Source organism: Reyranella sp. (genome assembly GCF_965228225.1).
GTDB lineage: Bacteria > Pseudomonadota > Alphaproteobacteria > Reyranellales > Reyranellaceae > Reyranella.
Window position 1 is genome coordinate 1,964,332 of the sequence record NZ_OZ245801.1, and the last position, 21,323, is coordinate 1,985,654.

The window sequence follows — 21,323 nt, forward strand, 5'->3', positions numbered from 1 at the left end:
CCGCGCCGTCACGTGCGCGCCCTCACGACTTGATGTCGATGGTGGCCTGTCGGCGCAGATCACGCATGTAGCGCCGTCCCGCAGCATCGAGCTTCTGGATCAACAGCTGCTGCTGGATGGCCTCGCGTGTGGGCAGGCCGTCGCCGCCGGCCTTGCTGCAGAGGGCTACGACCTGCAGACCTTCGGCGACGCGGAAGGGGCCGGCCGTGCCACCGATCGGGAGCCGCGGCAACTGCTCATACATCTGCGGGTTACCGGCGAGGTCGCCCACCCGAACGCCGTTGAGATCACCCGACGTGCTGCCCTTGACCTGACGGGCCTGCACATGAAGATCGCTGCAGTTGCGAACGCCACTCAGAGCCTTCTGTGCTTCGGCGGTCGCACGACTGGTTTCTTCCGGCGTGGCGTTCGGCGGCAGGGCGAGGGTCATCTGGACCAGGTTGAGCTTCACATCGTCGGGCCGGGCCGCGGCAAAGGGCCGGCGATCCACGACATAAAGAATGTGCCAGCCGGAGACCGAGCGCACGGGCTCGGAGAAGGTACGGGGCTGCGTCCGCTCGATGACAGCGTCCAGCGACGGATCCAGGGCGCCCGGCAGGACCCAGCCGAGATCGCCGCCCGAGGCCGCGGATGCACCCTGGGAGAACTGCTGCGCGACGGCGGCGAAAGGCGCACCGCGGCGGAGCTGCTCCATGATCCGGTCGGCGCTGCGCTTGCCTTCATCGACTCCATCGGCGCGATCGACCGGTACGAATATCTCAGCGACGCGGGTCTCGGTCTTGCCGACGTTCGATCGCATGCGGTTCATCGCATCGTCGACTTCAGCCTCCGAGACATCGACCTGGGAACGAACCTTGCGACGGATTATCTTGCCCCAGGCGATCTGCGCCTCGATCTGCTGCGTTGCGATATCGGGAGAGATGCCGACGCTCTGGAGGTACTGCTTGAACTGTCCCTGGCCCAGTCCCGCGGCCCGTTCGATCTCGGCGTAGCGGCCAGCGACCTCCGAATCCGACGGCTTGACGCCGAGTTTCTTGGAATCCTGAACCTGCAGCCGTTCGTCGATCATCTGCCGAAGCATCTGCGGCGCCATACGCTGTCGCAGATCGGGACTGTCCTGCAGCCCGGACGTGCGAATCGCGAACATGACCCGCTGCGACAGGTCGAAATCGGTGATGGCGTCATCGTTGACGCGAGCCACGACACGCAGGCCCTGACTGGGTTTGGGCTGCGTGGCTACGCCCTGTGCCGCCGGCCGTTGGGCAGACGCAGCGGCGGGGAGCAACAGGATCGTGAGAACGACGAGGGCGCGGGGGAGGGGCGCGAACATTTCACCGCAGGAGTTTGAGAGGAGAGGCTAGTATATTTCCGCAGCACGCGAGCCGCAACGCAAGGCACTAAGGGTAGAAAGTGGCAACACACAGGCACGCTTGACGCTCGACGGTGGGTACGTTAGCCGAACACGGCATAGTTGGGGGCAAACAGTTCAGGCATGACGACGGCCCGCCGTCCGATCAGCGTTGCCGGCACCTGGGAACGGGTTTGCTCGGGCGTCGGCTATCATCTCGACAATATGGGGCGCTGGCTGATCGTGCGGGCGCCCGCGATCGGCGCTGCCTATGCCGCAGTCCTGGCGCCTGGTGCGCCGCGGCTGGAGCCGCGGCCTGGCTGGCGCTTCGCTGAAGAGTATTACGACCAGCGGCAGTGGCTGGCCTGCCGCAGGGGCGCGCTGTGGGAAGCGGCGCGCGAGAAGGATCTGGCGGTGCCGCTTACCGTGCGATGGCATGGCGGCACCATGGTGGACGTGACCCTGGGGAACGACAACAGCCTGTGTCTCTATGTCTGCGGCTCGTTCGAGCCCAACGAGTTCGCGTTCGTTGACCGCATGCTGAAGCCCGGCATGGCCTTCATCGATGTCGGCGCCAACGACGGCTACTATACCCTCTTCGCCGCCCGCCGCGTTGGTCCGACCGGGAAGGTGATCGCCGTCGAGCCGAGTTCGCGCGAGCGCGCCCATCTGCAACGCAATCTCGGCCGCAACGGCCTCGAAAACGTTCAGGTGGTCGCCGCGGCGCTGGGCGCCGAAGCAGGCTTCGTCGATCTGCACCTCGCCCATGGCGTACACGCCGGCCACAATACACTGGGGGATTTCGCGCATGACGACGTCGTGCGAGCGAGCTCGGAGCGCGTGCCGCTCGAGACGCTCGACGCCGTGGTCGCCAAGCATGGCCTGTCGGGGGTCGACATGGTCAAGATCGACGTCGAGGGCGGCGAGGCCGGTGTCGTCGCGGGGGCGCAGCAGGTGCTCTCCACGGCACGCCCGGTGCTCCTGATGGAGCTGAACGAGCGCGCATTGCACGCACAGGGTCAGAGTGCGGACTCGCTGCTGGGCATGCTGCGCCAGCGATACGGTTACGACATTCTCACTTTCTGTCCGAACGGCGGCTGGCTCGAGCGCGCGGTCGGAGAAACGCCGTTGTCACCGAACGTCGTGGCGGTGCCGGCCGAACGTGCCGACGATCTTCTCAAGCGGTAGGACGCCGCCTTGGGCGCGGGTGGGGAGCCGCCCCTGATGCTGCACGACGTGCGTAGTGTCGCTGCCTTGATGGAAAGCTGGATGCTTGGCCAGGCGCTGCCTTTGTGGGCAACAGCCGGGTTCGACGCCGAAGCCGGACGCTTCGAGGAAGGGCTGACCTTCGACGGCCGGCGGCGTCCGGAAGTCCCGATCCGGCTGCTCGTCCAGGCCCGGCAGATCTTTGTATATGCGCTTGCGCAGCGCCGGCAGTGGCACCCCGGGGCGGCGGCGCTGGCGGAGCGTGCCTTCGGAGCGATGCGTCGGGATTATTTCCGTCGTGACGGGCGGGACGGCTGGGTCTTCTCGATCTCCCGGGATGGAAGCGTCGCCGATTCCGGGCGCGATCTCTACGCCCACGCCTTCGTTCTTCTCGCAATTGCGGCCCATGCCCAGGCGACCGGAAATCGGGATGGACTGTCACTGGCCCATGAAACGCTGGCCTTCCTCGATCGCGAGATGACGGCGCCACTCGGGGGCGGATATGCCGAAGCGTGGCCGCCGCGCGACACCCCCCGGCGGCAGAACCCGCACATGCATCTCTTCGAGGCCCTACTGGCCTTGTGGGAGTGCTCGGGGGATCGCGTTTTTCTCGCCCGGGCAGACGATCTTTTCCAGCTTTTCGTTTCGAAGTTCTTCCAGGCCGGGCAGGGCGTACTTTTGGAGTATTTCGATGAGGCGCTGCAGCCGCCCGATGGCCACGGCGCGGTCGTCGAGCCGGGCCATCATTTCGAATGGTGCTGGCTGCTGCGTCGCCACGAAAGGCATACGGGCGATGGGAGGGTCGGGGAGATCGTGGAACGGCTCTACCAGCATGCCAACCGCGCAGGCTTCGATGCCGACGGCCTGATCGTGGACGAGGTGCATCCCGACGGCACCATGTTGAAAGCATCCCGTCGGCTCTGGCCGATGACCGAGGCCATCAAGAGCGATCTCGTCGAAGCGCGCCGCGGGCGGCCGGGAGCAGCGGACAGGGGCGTTGCGCTGACCGAGGCCCTGCACCGTCGGTTCCTCGCTCCTGCGCCAAACGGCGGATGGGTCGATCGCCTGGGCCCGGATGGTTCGCCGCTCGTCGATTTCATGCCCGCGACGAGCCTCTATCATCTGGCCGGCGCGGTCGACGAACTCACCCGATCCCGGGCCGACATTCCTGGCTGAAAGGCGCGCCTAACGGCCCTGGTCGCGCTCCGAGACGATCGGATTCTGGACCGGCCACCAGAGGTTCAGCGCGGGGTCGTTCCAGACCAGCGTGAACTGACCCGAGCGATCGTAATCCGTTGTCTGCTTGTAGTGGAAGATCGCCTGCTCGCTCATGACGACATGGCCGTTGCCGAACTTGGGCGGGACCAGCACCTGAAGCCGATTGCTCTCCGAGAGGGTGAACGACGTCCACTTCCGGTATTGCGGGGATTGCGGATCGTTGTTGATCACGACCATGTAGAAGCTTCCCTGCAGGCAGGAGATGAGCTTCCAGGTCTTGTCGTCGCCATGGATGCCGCGCAGCACATGCCGCCGCGACACCGAAATGTCATCCTGGATGAAATGCTGGTCGATCCCGGCCTCGCGATAGAGGCGCTCGTTGTAGGTCTCGACATAATGACCGCGGAAATCCTCGAAGATCGTCGGCGGCTTGATCAGCCGGACGGAATCGAGGGTCGTCGGAAAAGTCTCCATGTGTATTCCCGTCGCTGTCAGGATTGGGGCAGGGTTTCGAGCTGGCGGTAGACGATCGTCGAGCCGGTGAAGTCGATTCCGGCCGGCACGTGAAGGAGATGGGAGAGGGCGGCCCGAACCTGCGGCTGCTTCTCCGGCGGCACGATGAACGCCATGAACCCCGCCCCGCCGGCGCCCAGCAGCTTGCCGCCGAGCGCGCCAGCTGAAAGCGCCGCCGCGTAGACATCGTCGATGCTGCCCGTCGTGACGCCGTCCGAGAGCTGGCGCTTGAGCTGCCAGGCTTCGTCCAGGAGCCGTCCGAAGGACTCCATGTCTCCCGTGCGGAGCTGCTTCGCGGCGGGATCGACCATGGCATGCATGCGCTTGAGATGGTTGCTCTTCGCCCCGAGATTGGAGACCAGGAGCTTCGCGATGGTCGAGGAAAGCCGGGTCGTCCCGGTGTAGAAAAGCAGAAGCCAGTCCTCGAGCTTCCGCTGGTTCTGGCCCGACAGATCCAGCGGCACGACGTCGATGGCGCCGTCCGCTCCGAACCGGATGACGTTCAGACCGCCATAGGCGCTGGCCACCTGGTCCTGGCAACCCACCGTTTCCTGGAGGATGTCGCGCTCCAGATGGATCGCGGCGTTGGCGAGGTCGCGCTTGTTGATCGTCTGACCGCGCATCGCGTGGAGAACGTTGATCAGTCCCACGGAGAAGGCGGAACTGGAGCCGATGCCGGAGCGTGCCGGAAGATCGCCCTGATGGTGGATTTCGACGCCCCGGTCGTTGCCGAACTCCATGTACTGCAGCCCGGCCCGGACCGCCGGATGCAGGATTTCCGAGATCGAGTTGACGGTTTCGATGTGTGACCAGACCACCCGGTGACGAGTTGCGAAGAACGGGGGCAGATGACGTCCGACGATGTAGCAGTATCTGTTTATGGCCATCGACAGCACGCTGCCGCCCTGTTCGCGATACCACTCGGGATAGTCGGTGCCTCCCCCGAAGAAGGACACGCGGTAGGGCGTTCTCGACATTGCCATCGACATGTTGTCGCTTACCGGCGGGCGCTTCATCTTCGGATGCTCTGTTCGGGGTCTTCTGGCTATCGCGTGAGGAACCGGTTGCCCTCGACGGCGACGCGCTGGCGCCAATAGTCGAGCAGATCACGCATCGTTTGCTCGAACGGAATCTCGGGCCGCCAGCCCGTATGCTTCTCGAACTTCGACGTATCCGGCACCTGCAGGTCGGCATCGATGGGACGAAGCCGGTCGGGATCGACCTCGACCCTGATATCGGCGCGCTTCGGCGACAGCGCGATGAGGTGCTCGAGGATGTTGCCGATGGTGCAGGAATGGGTGCCGCCGATATTGTAGTAGGCGCCCGCGACCGGATCCTTCGTCACGAGAAGATAGTAGGCGCGCACGGCATCGCGCACGTCGGCCACGGTGCGCAGCGATTCGAGATTGCCGACCTTGACCACCGGCGGAACCAGGCCGTGCTCGATCATCGCGATCTGCTTCGCAAAGGTCGATTCGGCGAACACGTCGCCGCGGCGCGGGCCGGTATGGGTGAACATGCGCGTGGTCATGACCTTCATGCCGTAGGCCTCGGCATAGAAGCGCCCGACGAGATCGGTCCCGACCTTGGAGATGGCGTAGGGCGAGGCGGGGTGGAAGCTGCATTCCTCGGCGATCGGCAGTTTTTCCTTCGGCACCCGGCCGAAGACCTCGGACGACGCACAGACGTGGATGACCGCGTCTGGGGCGGTGATACGCAGCGCGTCGAGGACCCGCACCGTGCCGAGGATGTTCGTGTCCATCGTGTCGAGGGGAGAGTCGAAACTGGTGCGGGGAAAGCTCTGGGCGGCCAGATGGAACACATAGTCGGGTTTGGCCGATTCGACGGCGCGCTGAATCGACAGGGTGTCCCTCAGGTCGCCGTAGACCAGCCGTACCCGCGCGCCCGAATTGATCGGTCCGACGATGGCGCTGAGATTGTCGAGGGGGCTGCGCCAGCGGAGAAGCCCGACGATTTCCCAGTCGGTGTGCTTCAGGATGTACTCGGCAAGGTGCGAGCCGACCATTCCCGTGATGCCCGTGATCAGGGCGCGCTTGGCCGACATCGTGAAGTGCCTTTCGCTTGGCTTTGGATCGCCCGGGCGCTCCTGCGCGCCGGTGGGGCCTCATTAGCCCGTCTCGCCCGTGAATGCGACCCCGGCTTTGACCGCCGGGGGCCCGTTCTCAGACCGGTTCCCAGGCGACCACGGAGAAGCACTCGTGGAAGCGGCTGCCGAATTTCAACCGCTGCACCTTCAGGAACCGGATGGTACCGGCCTTCTCGAGGGACCGGAGATGAGGCAGGAGACCGGTCAGGTATTTGCGATGCCGATGGTACCGAATGGCCAGGGCGTCGTGCGGCAGGTCGCTGTCGTAGAGTTCCAGCATGGGTTCCACATGGACCACCCGCTGCGGGCGCTTGGCGAGGATGAAGTCCAGGAACGGCTGGAATCGGTCGCCCACCTGTTCGAGAGCGCACATTGTGAGCACGCTGCTGTTCGGAGCGAATTCGAAGCCGCTCTCGGGCGCGAAGAAATCGAAGCGCTGGCCGGCGATCTTCATCCCGTGCCGCTCACCCAGCAGGTTCGCGATCGTGACTGCGGCGGGCGCCCAGTCGAGCGCGGTGATCGCGGTCTGCGGATAGAGTTTAGCATAGGCTGCAACGTTGAAGGCACTGCCGCTGCCGAACTCGTAGAGATGCGACGCATCCGCAAGGTAAGTCCGGAACAGCCAGTCGCGGAAAATCTCGAGGAAGGCCAGTTCGAAGCGCTCAGTGACGCCCTCGACATACGCGCCCTGCCAGCGCAGGAGGGCGGTGCCTCCCACGAAGCGCGGATTGAGGGCTTCCAGCGCGTGTCCCGACTTGACGAAATCGTCGAGGTGATCCTGCCAGGCGTCGCGCCAGATCGAAGCGCGATGCTCGCCCACAACCGTGAAACCGCGGTCGATGTCCTCGGCCACCTTCGCGCGGGCGGCCGCCTGGGCTGCGTCGTCGAGGGGAGAGTAGAGGAGCGGAGTCTTCTCGAGCAGGGTCTTGGTGCGCTCGTCCAAGGTTCCCGCCGGGAGTCCGACCGCGACTTCAAACTCTCTCTGGCCCAGGCGCTGATGCGGAGACATTCCCATTTTCCTGTATCTCGTCGATTTGCGGGCGTTCCTTAGCACGTCCGGCGGCCCGGTCGACCGATCTGTGCGACAATCCGCCAGTCGGCGGCTAGGTCGGCGCGACAATCAGGCGACGGGAGACTGAAGGACGATGACGATCGCAGTGGCGGGGGCAACGGGGCTGATCGGAAGGCATGTGGTCGAGGTCCTGGCCGGCCAGGGGACGGAGCCGGTTATTGCCACCCACAGGTCACGCCCGCCCTTTGCCGCCGCGGGCGTTCGCTGGGTCCAGTGCGACTTCAACGATCGGGCCCAGGCGTCGCAGGCTATCGCCGGTTGCGACTCGGTCGTCCTGTGCGCGGGCCGCGTCTCAACCAGCGCCGTGCTGCGGGACGAGCCCGTGGAGTCGGTCCTCGACAACCTGCGCATCGTGACCAATGCCATGGAGGCCGCCGCTCGAGGCGAGACGAAACGCATCGTGCTCGTCAGTTCCTGCACCGGGTATCCGCCGTCCTTGGAGGTGCTGAACGAGGAGCGATACGAGACCGGAGATCCCCCAGGGCACTGGTTCGGGGTGGGCTGGATGCACCGCTACCTGGAGAAGCAACTCGAATGGTACGTGCGGACACTCGGCTGGCTGGAGTCCGGGGTCGTCCTGCGACCGACGCTCGTCTACGGACCGCACGACGACTTCGATCCGCGAACAGGCCATTTCCTCCCGTCGCTCGTTCGGCGTGTGGTTGAGCGCTCCAGTCCAATCCGTCTGGCGGGCGATGGCAACCAGACGCGGAATCTGATCCACGCCCGCGATCTCGCCGGGGCCGTGAAGGCAGTGCTGCGGTCGGAACCGGGGTTTGAAGCCTTCAACGTGGCCACCCCGGACGAGGTCTCGGTCCGATCGATCCTCCAGGCCTTGCTCGCCGCCGACGGCTTCCGGGACGCGGTGGTCGAGCTGGAAGGGCAGAATCTGGGGCCTGCGATGCTGCGCGTCTCGGGGAGCCGCTTCATGCAGGCGACGGGCTGGCGGCCGGCGACATCGATCCACCAAGGCCTGGAAGAGCTGCTCGTCTGGTACCGCGCCAACCGGCATGTTGAATAGTTGCAGGCGTATCGCTAGGAGAGGCGGCAGTGGCGGCCGGAATGGCCGACTTTCAGGCTGGGGAATGTAGTTTGATGGACAGCGACGAGCGCTACCGCCGACTTTTCCGGAAAGCGCTGACGATCAGGCTGGTCGAAGAGCGCATCATCGAGCTCTACCCTTCCGACAGGATCCAAAGCCCCGTCCATCTGTCGATCGGCCAGGAAGCCGTTGCGGTCGGGGTCTGCGACGCCTTGAACGCCGACGATCTCGTGTTCGCGACATACCGCTCGCACGGCTTCTACATCGCCAAGGGCGGCGCGCTCGACAAGATGTTCGCGGAACTCTATGGCCGTATCGGCGGCGTTTCCAAGGGGAAGGCCGGCTCGATGCATCTCTCGGCTCCGGAAGTCGGGCTGATGGGGTCTTCAGCTGTCGTCGCCAGTTCCATTCCCCATGCCGTCGGTGCCGCGCTGTCGTTCAAGCGCCGGGGCAGCTCGCGCGTTGCCGTCGCCGTGTTCGGCGATGGGGCGACGGAAGAAGGCGTCTATCACGAGAGCCTGAACTTCGCGGCGCTCATGAAGGTGCCGGTGCTGTTCCTGTGCGAGGATAACGGGCTCGCCGTGCACAGTTTCAAGAATGCCCGGCAGTCCTACAATTTGCTCGAACACGCCGCGACCTTCGGCATCGAATCGCGTCGGGTGGACGAGGGGTGGGACATGCTGGCGATCCGCCAGGCCACCCTCGATGCGCTGTCCGTCGTGCGGGCCGGCCGGCCCTTCGTCCTCGAAATCGCAACCGGGCGATACAAGGAGCATGTCGGGGTCGGCGACGATTTCCATTTCGGATACCGGAGCGCCGTCGATATCGATTCGTGGAAAGCGCGGGATCCGCTGCTGCTCGACGCGAGGCTCGTTGCCGAGCTCAAGCCGGAGATCGATCGCGAGATCGCGGCCGCCGCCGAGTTCGCCGAGAACAGCCCCTTCCCGGGGCGAGACGAATTGCTGACCGACATCATCTAGGCAGGGCTTGAAGCATGAACGTCTCTACGAAAGAGCGTCCGTCGACACAGACGCGCGTCCTGTCCTATGCCGGTGCCCTGCTGGAGACCATGGATGCGGCACTGGCCGACCATCCGAACACCTTCATCATGGGCCAGGGCGTCGACGACTTTAAGGGCATCTTCGGCTCGACCACCGGCCTCGCGCAGAAGTACGGCGCCGATCGGGTGTTCGACGTGCCGCTGATGGAAGAGGGCATGACGGGCGTGGCGATCGGCGCGGCGCTGGTCGGGGATTATCCGATCACCACGCACATCCGGGCCGACTTCTCGTTCCTGGCCATGAACCAGATCGTCAACCTGGCCTCCAAGTACCGCTACATGTTCGGCGGCATCATGTCGTGCCCCATGCTGATCCGCCTGGTCGTGGGCCGCAGCTGGGGGCAGGGCGCACAGCATTCGCAGAGCCCGCAGGCGACCTTCGCCCACTATCCCGGCCTGACGGTCGTGATGCCGTCGACCAGCCAGGCGATCCTCGACATGTACCCGCAGATCATCGCCCGGCATCCCGGTCCGGTGGTCAGCATCGAGCACCGGCTGCTCTACAATCTCGACTTCTCGGTTTCCGCCGGAACTCCGTCGAAGCCGATCCCGCTCACCAGCTACATCGCCCGTGAAGGGCGCGATGTGACGGTCGTGGCGACATCGGTGATGGTGCTCGAGGCGCTGCGCGCGGCGCAGTACGTGGCCGAGAAGGCCGGCATCGAGGTCGAAGTCATTGATCTCAACTCCATCAGCCATCCCGACTGGGATCTGGTCATCGGCAGCATCCGCAAAACGGGCAGGCTGGTCATCGCCGACACGTCCTGGCTCGAATACGGCGTCGCCGGAGAGGTCTGCCGGCAGGTCATGGTGCGCGACCCGTCGATGCTGCGGCAGGCGCCGGCGATGCTCGGCATGGCCGCAGCGCCGTGTCCCACGGCGAAGAGCCTCGAAGACATCTATTACCCGAGCCAGCACGAGACCGTCGAAGCGATCCTGACCCAGGTGCGCGGCAGCGGCCACGGCATCGAGCTTCCGGTCGAGCGATCGATGACCGAAGGCTACAAGCGCTTCCGGGGACCGTTCTAGCGGCGCCCGGGGCTGGCCGGGTCGTTCCGGTACCAGGCCAGGGTTCGTCGCAGGCCCTCCGTCAGGGATAGCTTGGCCTCGAAGCCGAGCAGCGAGCGGGCGAGACCATTGTCCATCAGGCGCACCGGGACCGTGCTGGGCTTCGAGGCGTCGAACGTCACCTGGGCATCGGAAAAGCCATCGACGTCCAGCAGCGTCTCGAGGACCTCGCGGACGGCGTATCCCTGGCCGGCACAGATGTTGACGGCGAGGAAGGGCAGGTCGGTCGAGACGGCGGCGAGCGTGCCCTCGACGAAATCGTCGATATAGATCAGGTCCCGGATATCCTCCCCGGTGCCCCACACCTGGAGCGGGTTCTGCCGCTCGGCGACCCGCCGCACCAGGGCGGCCGTAACGTGGCTCACGGCGAAGTCGAACTTGTCGTAGGGGCCGTAGACGTTTGAGGGGCGGATGACCACGGTGGGCATCGGCTCCGCGATCTTCTCGGCATAGGTCCGGCAGAGGATTTCGGCGTACCGCTTCATCCAGCCCGCCGGAAAATAGACCTCCTCCGGATCGCCATCGAACATCTCCGCCTCGGTGACGGGGCGGGCGCCGGTGCCCGGATAGGCGGCACCGCTGGAGATGAAGCAGACCTTCTTCACCTTCGCCTGATACGCGGCCTCGAGAAGAAGACTGTTGATCAGCACGTTCGGCGTCACATGCACGAGAGGAGTCGTCCGGATGATGCCCGCGCCGGAGGTCTGCGCCGAGCAGATGAAGACGACGTCCATGCCCTCGACGGCACGGGCGCAATCCTCGGGGCGACGCAGGTCGGCTTCCACGACTTCGGCATCGGGGAACGCGATCTGGAGAGGTTTGCGGTGCGTCGTCAGTCGCAGTCGGGCGCCGAGGGTAGTCAATTTCAAAGCCAGGTTGGTTCCCAGAAAGCCGGCCCCGCCGGTGATCAGAACCTTTTTGCCCGCAAACTGCATTTTGCCCCCGAGACACCGAAAAATCCCTGCTGAACCATGGGATTATGGCAGTCAATCCTATTGCAAAGCGAAGGGGCCCGCTCTACCTCTCAGGGCGACTTCCACCGACATATCATCCACTACCTTGGCTGAATCTCGCCAAGGGACCGAGGACAACGGGGCGCAGTGAATGTCCACGACACACGCCGACGAAGCCACCGTGCAAGCCATCTCTCCGGCAAGGCCTCTGGTCGTCGGTCTGGTCCAGATCAACAATTCCTTCTCCGGCCAGAACTATCTGCCCTATTCGGTCGCCTTGCTGCAGACCTACGTGAAGAAGTTCGCGGCCCAGCCCGAGCTCTATCGGTTTCTGCCGCCACTCTACAAGCGCGTGCGCATCGCCGATGCCGTCGAGGCTCTCAAGGATGCCGACATCGTCGGCTTCAGCACCTATGTGTGGAACGGCCGGATTTCGCTCGAGATTGCCCGTCGTCTGAAGGCGTTGAAGCCCGGCATCGTGATCCTCTTCGGTGGCCCGCACGTGCCCGACCAGCCCGAATCCTTCATGCGGGCCAACCGGCAGATCGACCTGGCGGTCCATAACGAAGGCGAGCGCACGTTCCTGAAGCTCCTGGAGACGTTCCACGAGCGCTCGACATGGGAGAGCGTCCCGGGCGTCAGCATGGTCAAGGCCGACGGCAGCTTCGTGCGCACCAAGAATCTCGACCGCGTGCGCGACCTCGACGAGATTCCGTCACCGTTTCTCGAAGGCGCCTTCGACGAGATCATGGCGGCAAACCAGACGGAGAGCTGGATCGGCCTGTGGGAGACCAACCGGGGGTGTCCCTTCCGATGCACCTTCTGCGACTGGGGCTCGGCCACCGCCGGCAAGGTCACGAAGTTCGGCGAGGAACGGCTCTATCGCGAGGTCGACTGGTTCGCCCAGAAGAAGATCGAATACATCTTCTGCTGCGATGCCAACTTCGGCATCCAGAAGCGCGACGTCGACATCGCCAACTATGTCGCCGACGTGAAGAACACGACCGGCTATCCGGTGGCGCTGTCCGTCCAGAACACCAAGAACGCGACGGAACGGGCCTACGAAACCCAGAAGATCCTGTCCGACGCCGGTCTCAACAAGGGCGTGGCCCTGTCGATGCAGAGCGTCGACATGCCGACGCTCGAGGCGATCAAGCGCGACAACATCTCTCTCGGCACCTACATGGAGCTGCAGCGCCGCTTCACGCGCGACAAGGTCGAAACCTACTCCGACCTGATCCTGGGCCTGCCGGGCGAGACCTATGAGTCCTTCGTGCGCGGCGTCGACCAGTTGATGGAGAACGGCCAGCACAACCGCATCCAGTTCAACAACCTGTCGATCCTGCCGAACGCCGAGATGGGCGATCCCGCCTATCAGGCGAAGTACGGTATGGTCACGGTGGAATCGAAGATCATCAACATCCACGGCGAGCGCATCGAGCTCGACGACGATGTGCCGGAAGTCCAGGACCTGGTCATCGCCACGGCGGCGACGCCGCTCGACGACTGGCGGCGTACGCGCATCTTCTGCTGGATGACGGCGCTGCTCCACTTCGACAAGCTGTTCCAGATCCCGCTCATCCTGGCGCACGGAATCTCCGGGATCTCCTACCGCGACATGATCGAGGCCTTCATGGCGGCCGACGCCAAGAGGTTCCCGACGATCGCGGGGATCAATGCCTTCTTCGAGAGCGAGGCCAGATCCATCCAACAGGGTGGTTCCGAGTATGTGTTCTCGAAGGAGTATCTCAACATCTTCTGGCCGGCCGACGAGTACATCTTCGTGAAGCTCACGGCGGAGGGGAGATTCGACGATTTCTACAAGGAAGCGGGCGAACTCCTGTCCGAGACCGTGCGCGCGCGCAGCGACGGGCTTCCGATCGAAATCGTCGAGGAGGCCGTCAGGCTGAACCACGCGCTGGTGCACCAGCCGTTCGCCAAGGGCGATGTAAAGGTGAAGCTCGACTACGACCTGCTGGACTACTGGAACAAGGTGCGCGGCGGCGAGCCCGCGCTGCTGCGCAAGGTCCCGATCGTCGTCGAAGTGGACCGCACCAGCCGGCCTTACGATGACTTCCAGAAATGGTGTCGCGAGATCGTCTGGTGGGGCAACAAGAAGGGCGCCTATCTGTACGCGCAGCGCGCCGTGGAGATTACGCCCGAGCTCGCCGGTCACTACTGATCCTGCGGCCCATCCGATGAAGTATCGCAAGCTTGGCGAGACCGGGATCCTCGTCTCGGAGGTCGGTTTTGGTGCCTGGGGCATTGGCGGAAGAACCGCCGGCGCCACGTCCTACGGCGATACCGACGACGCACAGTCCCTCAGGGCCCTGCACCGGGCGCTCGACCTCGGTATCACCTTGTTCGACACATCCAGCGCCTACGGCTCGGGGCACAGCGAGGTGCTGATCGGCCGGGCGGTAGCGGGCAGGCGGGGCGAGGCGGTCATCGCCACGAAGGCCGGCTACGACGATTGGACGAAGCCACCGGATTTCTCGGCGGCCGCCATCCGGCGTTCGACGGAACTCAGCCTGAAGCGCATCGGCACGGATTATCTCGACGTCCTGCAACTCCACAATCCGCCCTCGGACGTTCTGGCCGCGGAGGAGACGAAGCAGGTGCTCGCTTCCTTGGCTGCCGAGGGGAAAATCCGGTCCTGGGGCGTTTCCGCCAAGAATCCCGCCGGTGCGGTCGAGGCATTGCAGGTTGCAGGCGCTCCGATCGTCCAGGCCAACTTCAACATGATGGACGTTCGCGTCGTCACCGAGGGTTTGCTCGACGAGGTCAGCCGTCGTGGCGCGGCGTTCATCGCCCGGACACCGCTTTGCTTCGGCTTCCTCACGGGGACCATCGACCGATCCACGGTGTTTGCCGCCGGAGACCACCGGGCGGCATGGTCGCGCGCCCAGCTCGACAACTGGATCGACGGAGCGCGAGATCTGATCTCGGCGGCCTCGGCGACGCCGGGACGGGAAGCGGTGCTGAGTGCGCTGCGCTTCTGCCTTTCGTTCGGTGCCGTTTCGAGCGTCATCCCCGGCGTTCTGCACCCCGCCGAGGCCGAGACGAACGCCCAGGCGAGCGAACAGGGGGCTTTGCCGGCCGACGTCGTCGAAAAGGTGCTGGCGATCAACGCGACGCGAGATTTCTTCGTCTCGCCGGTACGCGCGTCCTGACGAAGTCGAGGAGGTTGCCGCCGGGAAACTGGTGACCGGCGATGCCGGCGGCCGCGGCAGCCTGCATGTCGATGTCGCGGTCGCCGATCATGAAAGAGGCGTCCATGTCGACCGGCCACTCGTCCCCGACCTTGAGGATCATGCCGGGTCCAGGCTTGCGTAGCTCCGAGACCCGGCGATAGCGCTCGACGGCACCCTCCGGGTGATAGGGGCAGTATTCGAAGCGATCGACGTGAGCGCCGGCACCCTGCAGCTCGCGCTGCATCCAGGCATGGAGCGTGCGGACCTGCTCTTCGCCATAGTGCCCGTGCGCGACGCCGGCCTGGTTCGTGATGACGAACACATAGTAGCCGGCATCGTTCAGCCAGCGGATGGCGTCCTGCGCGCCGTCGATCCAGCGGATCTGCTCCGGCCGGTGGACATAATTGTCGTCGTGGTTGATCACGCCGTCGCGGTCGAGGAAAGCCGCCGGCCGGCGGGTGAAGGCCGGCATGGCCTCCTGTCCGCGCGCGAAGTCTTCCGGAATCCCGATATCGATGAAGGTGCCTTCGGTGGCCAACCCGAGCAGGGCGCCTTCCGAGGCGAGCGGGGGAAGTATGTCGTTCTCGAGCGAACAAGGGACGCCGTGAATTCTCTCGAGGACTCGACGCCGGACGAGATAGATCCCGGCGTTGATGGGCAGGTCGCTATCGGCCTTGGGCAGGAAACTCGATATCCGATCGCCCCTAGTCTCGACGCGCCCGTACCGTCCGCCCCGGACCCCGCGCGCGAGCGCGAGGTGCATGGTCCAATCGTCCCGGTCGAGCGCCGGCACCATCGACAACCAGTTGAAGCCGAAGAAGGAATCGCCGTTGAAGAGAAAGAAGACGGGATCCAGGGCGTGAGCGGCATTGGCGAGAGCGCCGGCCGTGCCTGCCGGTGCCGCTTCGACGATCACCTCGATCGACAATGTGCCGACGACCTTGCCGTGATAGTTCCGGACGACCTCGTCGGCATTGTGTCCGGCCAGCAACGACAGTCGCTCGAGACCGAAGCGACTGGCCTCCCCGATCAGATAGTTGAGAAACGGGCGGCCGCCGACAGGGAGAAGCGGCTTCGGCGTGGTCTGGGTGAGGGAGCCCAGTCGCGTCCCGCGACCTCCGACGAGGCAGACGGCCTGCCGCACGGTCATTGGCTGTCCCAGGTCGCGCGCAGCACTGTCCGTTCGGACAGGGTTTCGTTGGCCAGACCCCAGTCGGCATCGTTGGTGACGAAGGAGAGGTCGTTTCGGGCGTATCTCGCGGCCTTGGCGACGAAGTTCCGCTCGATCGAAGGCGCCAGAATCTCTTCTAGGCCGCGGACGCGCCTGCGGGGATAGTCGAGCCACACCCGGAGCGACATGGCCAGCTCGCGCCGCTTTCGCCCCAGCAGATGCCCGTCGAGGCGAAGCTGCCAATCCTTCCAGACCGTCGCCGTGCGTTGCGCGTGCGTATTTCCATGAACGACCTTGTAGATGCACTCGTCCAGCCAATGGATCTCCGATGCACCGTGCGCTGCCGCGGCATGGAGCGCGATGGAGTCGGAATCGAGGCAGAGCACGCTGGCATCCTTCTGGTAGCCCCGGATCTCCGCCCATCGCTCGGCTGTCATCAGGAGGAAGTCACCGCAGGCATTGGTGTGGAGGTCGCGCATCTTCCAGTCGATGCTGTGCGTCAATCGTCCGTGCCTTTGGACGGTGTTGTGCGCGAGTTGAGCCAGGAGGCCTTCGTCGGGAAGTTCCAGCCAGCTCTCGTCCCCCATTCGCGCATCCAGCCGGTCGCACCGATAGACACAGCCATCATCCAGGTTGAGCTGGGCCAGGCGCGAGACGAGCTGCTCGGAATAGAAGGTGTCCAATGCCTTGGGGGTGACGAAGCGGCCGCGAGCGCGCCTCATGCCCACATTGGCGGCGTTGTTCACATGCATGCCACGGGTCTGCCATCCCTGCGGGCCCTCGTGATGCTTCGGAGGAACGACGATGAAGCGAACGGTCACCTGGCCCGCGACGGCCAGCGACCCCATTTCCTCTGAAAGCAGCGGCCGGTCGGGGGGCGGATTCCATTCGACGACGATCACTTCGGACGGAATTTTGTGCCTGTCCAGCTGGCGGACGAGAAAGCCCAGCGCGTGTTCCAGCCGCTTCGCGTAGTTCGGCGTGTAACCGTCGTTCCGCGCCCAGCCGACGATACTGAGATAGGGTTGCGCGATCATTCGGGGCGATCCGTTCGAACCGGGCTCGCCAGGCGCGCAGGCGCTCGCACAATGTCGTTACCAAAGAGTAACTGGTCGTGAAGGAAAATTGCCGGGTCGGGGGTGCCAGCGGTGCTTGCTGCAAAGGCTTGGTTCATCTGGCGGCTTGTTATCGATGCGTCGGGATTCCGTCAAATTCCCGCAGTATGTGATCAATCTACAGGCGAGCGGGCAGGGTGCCTTGACGGGACCCCGACGCTCAGTTAGCGGACAGGTTTACGGGCGGATTGCCGGCAATCGGAGCTTTCTGACACTTCTGCGAGTTGCCCCGGCGCGGGGTAAGCTCTGGGCCGTCTTGGCTGTGTCTGGTCGCCTTACCGTGCAGGAGCAATTGAGTGAGTAATTCAGGGATGTTGGTGCGGCTGTCGGGTAGCCTGCGGGAGACACTGGGGGCACGGCGACAGCCGGCCGATGACTGGACTGCGGGTGCCAACGGAAGCGAAGCGGAGCATCTTTTCCTGCGCGCGCAGGCACTGTTTCGCATGGGCGACAGTCAGGCTGCGATCAATCTGCTGCGTCAGGCGAGCGCGCTCTCGCCGTCCTTTGCGGATGCCGTCGAAGCCGAAGGCGAGGTCCTCGACATGAGCGGGGACAGCGCCTCGGCCCAAGCCAGGTACGAGGAGGCGCGCAAGCTCCGGCAAAACGGTCGCGCAGGAGCGCCCGACCGGCATTTCGTGCTGCGCCAGCTCGGGTCGCATACGGCGGAAATCGTTTCGTACACCAGGGTGCTGAAATCCCTCAAGAAGTACGCCCTTCCCAATCTCGCGCGGGGAAATGCCTATCTGGCCGACCGGCAGGTCGAATTGGCGCTGGCGGACTACGAACGGACGCTGAGGCTCCATCCGGGCTCCATGGATGCTCTGGCGATGAAGGCGGAGGCCCTGTCCGCACTGGGTAGGTACGCGGCCGCGATCGAGGATCTCGACAAGGTCCTGGCCGCGAATCCCAAGTCTTCGGATTCCCTGAACGCTCGGGCCATCGCGCACATGGCCCTCGGGCATGCCGACCAGGCGAACGCGGACTGGCGGCGGCAACTCGATCTGCTGGGCGGTCGTCCGGCAGCGAGTGCCTATGTCGCCCTGCGCCTTGCGGACTACGAACGCGCGCTCCCGCACCTCGAGACGATGCTCCGCAACGACAGCCGCGATCCCTACTGGGCGTTGTACCTGCGCACGGCCCAGATGCGACTTGGAAAAACACCGACCCCAGCGCAATCCGCCGCCGGCGACGAATGGGTCGCCTCGCTGCTGGCCGTGCAGTCCGGATCGGCCTCCAGGGAAGAGGTGATGGCCCGGGCGGACACGGCCGGTCGTCGTGCCGAAGCGCTTTTCCAACTCGGGGTGGCGAGCCACGCCAGCGATCTAAACGCTGCCCGGGCCTATTGGCAGCAGGTCCTGGATCTCGGTCAGCCCGCCTTGGTGGAACATGCGGCCGCCCGGAACGAGCTGTCGCGTTCCGCTTCCTGAGTGATCGACCCTCACGCGAGGTACCATGTTTTCCGTCATTCTGTACGGTCGTAACGACACCCATGGCTACAACCTGCACAAGCGGGCGGCCATCAGCTTCAACGCGCTGGCCGAGGTGATGTCGGACCCGGACGACGAGATCCTCTTCGTCGACTACAATACCCCCGACGATCATCCGACGTTTCCCGAGGCGATCCACGACACGCTGACCGAAAAGGCCAAGAAGGTCCTGCGGGTCCTGAGGATTCGTCCCGAACAGCACGCGCATCTGAAGTCCAAGACTCATCTGGTCGCGCTCGAGGCGCAGTCGCGCAACGTCGCCCTGCGCCGCTCGAATCCCCGGAACCGCTGGGTCCTCTATACGAACACGGACATGCTGCTCGTGCCGCGGACGGAAGGGGAATCGCTCAGCGACATCCTGGGCGCGGTGCCGGACGGATTCTATCAGATACCGCGCTTCGAGTTGCCCGAGATGCTGTGGGAGGCCGCCTTCGACCGCCGGGATCCTGCCGGCAACCTCGCCAAGCTGCGGGACTGGTCGGTGCGCTATCACCTGAACCAGGTCGTCCACAATTTCCTACCGATGAAGTACGACGCTCTGGGCGATTTCCAGGCCGCTCTGCGCGAGGACATGTTCGCCATCCATGGCTTCGACGAATCGATGCTGCTGGGCTGGCATTGCGATTCGAACCTGGCCGCGCGCCTGGCTCTCTATCGCGGGCGTGTGGATACGTTGATAGACAAGCTGTTCGGCTATCACTGCGATCACACCCGCGTCGCCGCCGCCAACAACAAGGGCCGGCAGACCCGGATGAACAACCAGGACGACTACATCTGGAACGTGTCGACTCCCTATGTGCCGGCACAGGCCGACGATTGGGGATGGCCGGACGTCGAGATCGAGGAGATCAAGCTCGATCGCGACACGTCCTACGAGCGTTTCACGGCCGGTCTCGACGCGGCGCTGAAGCCGGCCACGGCGCCCTACACCGCGACCAGCCTCGAATGGCACCTGTACGAGGACCTGACGTACGATCTGGACCATACGCTGCCCTTCGTGACCGATCAGATGCTGACCTATCCGCGCTCGACGGCGGTTATGATCGTGGCTGCGCGGCGGACCTTCGTGGAGCGGTTCCTCACGGCCTGGAGGGCGATGGGCTTTACCGGGCCGGTGCTGGTGCCGAACGAATGCGAAGGGCTCCCGACGGATCTGCCGGGATTGGTCCGGGGCACGTTCGAGGAATTGCTGCCGAAAGCCGAGATGTTCATCTTCGAGTTCGGCCTGGCGACCCAGCATGCGGACGAGCCGGTGAGGACGGGCCGTATGGCGGGTCCGCTCGATACCAAGCGGCTCAAGGCGATCGCGAAGCTGTTCAAGCAGGCCGCTGCGACAGAAGCTGAAACGCGGCCCCCGGGGCGGCGGACGGCGCGGCGCTTCGTGGGCGTGAACGTCATCTACAACAAGTTCTGGCCGCTCTTCACCGACTATGTGGGGGCCAACATCAATCCGTTCTGCAGCCAGGTGCTGGCCGGTTTGCCACGCGTCGATCCGAGCCTTCGCGGCAAGGTACTGCGCTTCCGCGGTCGGCGCGCGATCTGACGGCGCGCACCGACGCCTCCCACCTCGGTTCGGCTGTGGCGGATGTCAGCCGAACCGGGCGAGGAGGCGCTGCCAGAAGCTGTCCTTCACCACGCGCCTGTCCTCCCACGACGCGGCGAACGCGCCGTCGTATTGCGGGATGACGGCTTCGGGAAAACGCCGCCCGTCGGTCGGCCTGAGGAACGGGTCGGCCACCAGATCGCGATCCATGTATTGCCGGTAGGTCAGGGACCTGCCCTTGACCTCCGGTACGAGCAGATCGAGCAGCCGTTCCGACGGGACGTGGGCGTCGAACGTGCCGCGATGAGCCAGGATCAACTCGGCGGCGCAATCGACCAGGCCGAAGATCTCGAACAGACAGGCGGCGACGATCAGGCGCCGCGGATCGCCCGCGCCGTCCAGGAGGTCGCGCATGTAGAGTGCGTTGGCCTCGAAGACCTGTCCCTGTGTCGACGGGCCGGCCGCCGGCCGGCCATCGTCGAAATAGTTGGCGTAGAGATACGGATAGGGCAGGGCCTTCTTGCTCAGGCGATAGACGTCGAGATCGTAGAGTTCGAAGCCGCGCTCCCGCAGGTACTTGTCGACCTCCCAATAGATCGGACAGCCGGATACCCTCCTGCTGAAGCGCACCTCGGAGAGAATGCCCTGGACGCCGGGCAGCAGCTCCTCACCGCCCTGCAGGATCTCGAGTTCGGCCCCTTCGGCATCGGCCTTGATGAAGTCGACCGAGGAGAGGCCGATCGATGCCAGCGCCGTCGGGAGCGTGTTCGTTTCCAGCGTCTGTTCCGACGACACGATGGCGTTCCCGCCCGCCGTGTGGCGGCCGAAATAGGCGGGGTCGGTGGGGTAGAACGAAGAGGACGCGGCATAGTTCGCGACGTACACCGTGCGCCGGCCGCGCTCGCGATCGAGAGCATAGGGCAGGTACCGGGTGCGCGAGTCGATGGCGTCGAGCCGCCGGCACTCGTCGGGATCCAGCTCAAATCCGATGATCCGCAAATCGTCGCCGAAGACAGACCAATAGGCCGCGACGCCGCCGCGGGCACCGATATCGACGACGGTGAATGGATGTCGCCGGAAAGCGCCCGCCTTCACGAGGGCGGCGGTCATTCGCGGTGAGTCGTTGATGTGGAGACCGGACATGGCGGGCGGCGAGCCAGAGAACCGAGGGGAGGGACGATCGTCGTCCCGGCGAACCTGACATGAAAAAGCCCGCACTTGGCGGG

18 protein-coding genes are annotated in these 21,323 nt (G+C 64.8%); 9 read left to right on the forward strand and 9 right to left on the reverse strand.

Annotated features, from left to right (window positions below):
- Positions 1-22: 22 nt before the first annotated feature.
- Positions 23-1,330 (reverse strand): peptidylprolyl isomerase, encoded by a 1,308-nt coding sequence (locus ACO07K_RS09365; protein WP_422035657.1) that lies wholly within the window; start codon positions 1,328-1,330, stop codon positions 23-25.
- Positions 1,331-1,492: 162 nt separating this feature from the next.
- Between ACO07K_RS09365 and ACO07K_RS09370 the strand changes: the two genes are divergently transcribed.
- The gene (locus tag ACO07K_RS09370; RefSeq protein ID WP_422035658.1) at positions 1,493-2,536 is read left to right on the forward strand and encodes an FkbM family methyltransferase; all 1,044 of its coding nucleotides are present in this window, start codon (positions 1,493-1,495) and stop codon (positions 2,534-2,536) included.
- Positions 2,537-2,572: 36 nt separating this feature from the next.
- Positions 2,573-3,730, forward strand: coding sequence for an AGE family epimerase/isomerase (locus ACO07K_RS09375; RefSeq protein WP_422035659.1), 1,158 nt, complete (start codon positions 2,573-2,575; stop codon positions 3,728-3,730).
- 9 nt (positions 3,731-3,739) lie between these two features.
- On the opposite strand, the gene rfbC is transcribed toward ACO07K_RS09375, so the two are convergent.
- From rfbC to ACO07K_RS09395, 4 genes are all read right to left on the reverse strand, one after another.
- A complete protein-coding gene (gene rfbC, locus ACO07K_RS09380) occupies positions 3,740-4,246 on the reverse strand; it encodes a dTDP-4-dehydrorhamnose 3,5-epimerase (protein WP_422035660.1) in 507 nt (168 codons plus the stop codon).
- A 17-nt stretch (positions 4,247-4,263) separates the two neighbouring features.
- Positions 4,264-5,301 carry a kinase gene (locus ACO07K_RS09385; RefSeq protein ID WP_422035661.1) on the reverse strand — a complete coding sequence of 346 codons (1,038 nt, stop codon included), beginning with the start codon at positions 5,299-5,301 and terminating at the stop codon, positions 4,264-4,266.
- A gap of 29 nt (positions 5,302-5,330) precedes the next feature.
- Positions 5,331-6,350, reverse strand: coding sequence for a GDP-mannose 4,6-dehydratase (locus ACO07K_RS09390; protein ID WP_422035662.1), 1,020 nt, complete (start codon positions 6,348-6,350; stop codon positions 5,331-5,333).
- A 118-nt stretch (positions 6,351-6,468) separates the two neighbouring features.
- Complete coding sequence (locus ACO07K_RS09395; protein ID WP_422035663.1) at positions 6,469-7,401, reverse strand: hypothetical protein; 933 nt, start codon at positions 7,399-7,401, stop codon at positions 6,469-6,471.
- A 136-nt stretch (positions 7,402-7,537) separates the two neighbouring features.
- Between ACO07K_RS09395 and ACO07K_RS09400 the strand changes: the two genes are divergently transcribed.
- The 3 genes from ACO07K_RS09400 to ACO07K_RS09410 all read left to right on the forward strand — a co-directional run bounded on the left by ACO07K_RS09400 (position 7,538) and on the right by ACO07K_RS09410 (position 10,595).
- Positions 7,538-8,485 (forward strand): NAD-dependent epimerase/dehydratase family protein, encoded by a 948-nt coding sequence (locus ACO07K_RS09400; protein ID WP_422035664.1) that lies wholly within the window; start codon positions 7,538-7,540, stop codon positions 8,483-8,485.
- Positions 8,486-8,559: 74 nt separating this feature from the next.
- Positions 8,560-9,486, forward strand: a complete 927-nt coding sequence (locus tag ACO07K_RS09405; RefSeq protein WP_422035665.1) for a thiamine pyrophosphate-dependent dehydrogenase E1 component subunit alpha — start codon at positions 8,560-8,562, stop codon at positions 9,484-9,486.
- Between the two features lie 14 nt (positions 9,487-9,500).
- A complete protein-coding gene (locus ACO07K_RS09410) occupies positions 9,501-10,595 on the forward strand; it encodes an alpha-ketoacid dehydrogenase subunit beta (RefSeq protein WP_422035666.1) in 1,095 nt (364 codons plus the stop codon).
- On the opposite strand, the gene ACO07K_RS09415 is transcribed toward ACO07K_RS09410, so the two are convergent.
- On the reverse strand, positions 10,592-11,569 hold the full coding sequence (locus ACO07K_RS09415) for an NAD-dependent epimerase/dehydratase family protein (protein WP_422035667.1): 978 nt from the start codon (positions 11,567-11,569) through the stop codon (positions 10,592-10,594). The genes ACO07K_RS09410 and ACO07K_RS09415 overlap by 4 nt on opposite strands.
- Positions 11,570-11,738: 169 nt before the next feature.
- On the opposite strand from ACO07K_RS09415, the gene ACO07K_RS09420 reads away from it, so the two are divergent.
- Entirely contained in the window at positions 11,739-13,769 is a 2,031-nt protein-coding gene (locus tag ACO07K_RS09420) for a B12-binding domain-containing radical SAM protein (RefSeq protein ID WP_422035668.1), read from the forward strand.
- A gap of 16 nt (positions 13,770-13,785) precedes the next feature.
- Positions 13,786-14,760 (forward strand): aldo/keto reductase, encoded by a 975-nt coding sequence (locus ACO07K_RS09425; protein WP_422035669.1) that lies wholly within the window; start codon positions 13,786-13,788, stop codon positions 14,758-14,760.
- On the opposite strand, the gene ACO07K_RS09430 is transcribed toward ACO07K_RS09425, so the two are convergent.
- Positions 14,714-15,931 carry an HAD-IIIA family hydrolase gene (locus tag ACO07K_RS09430; protein WP_422035670.1) on the reverse strand — a complete coding sequence of 406 codons (1,218 nt, stop codon included), beginning with the start codon at positions 15,929-15,931 and terminating at the stop codon, positions 14,714-14,716. The two genes, ACO07K_RS09425 and ACO07K_RS09430, sit on opposite strands and share 47 nt — an antisense overlap.
- A complete protein-coding gene (locus ACO07K_RS09435; protein WP_422035671.1) occupies positions 15,928-16,989 on the reverse strand; it encodes a hypothetical protein in 1,062 nt (353 codons plus the stop codon). Before ACO07K_RS09435 ends, ACO07K_RS09430 begins: the two co-directional genes overlap by 4 nt.
- A 389-nt stretch (positions 16,990-17,378) precedes the next feature.
- Here ACO07K_RS09435 and ACO07K_RS09440 point away from each other — a divergent pair, with 389 nt between their 5' ends.
- Together ACO07K_RS09440 and ACO07K_RS09445 are read left to right on the forward strand one after the other, a co-directional pair.
- Positions 17,379-18,494 carry a tetratricopeptide repeat protein gene (locus ACO07K_RS09440; RefSeq protein WP_422035672.1) on the forward strand — a complete coding sequence of 372 codons (1,116 nt, stop codon included), beginning with the start codon at positions 17,379-17,381 and terminating at the stop codon, positions 18,492-18,494.
- A gap of 25 nt (positions 18,495-18,519) precedes the next feature.
- The gene (locus tag ACO07K_RS09445) at positions 18,520-20,097 is read left to right on the forward strand and encodes a hypothetical protein (protein ID WP_422035673.1); all 1,578 of its coding nucleotides are present in this window, start codon (positions 18,520-18,522) and stop codon (positions 20,095-20,097) included.
- Between the two features lie 45 nt (positions 20,098-20,142).
- Here ACO07K_RS09445 and ACO07K_RS09450 read toward each other — a convergent pair whose 3' ends face one another.
- Positions 20,143-21,207 carry an FkbM family methyltransferase gene (locus ACO07K_RS09450; protein ID WP_422035674.1) on the reverse strand — a complete coding sequence of 355 codons (1,065 nt, stop codon included), beginning with the start codon at positions 21,205-21,207 and terminating at the stop codon, positions 20,143-20,145.
- Between the last annotated feature and the right edge of the window lie 116 nt (positions 21,208-21,323).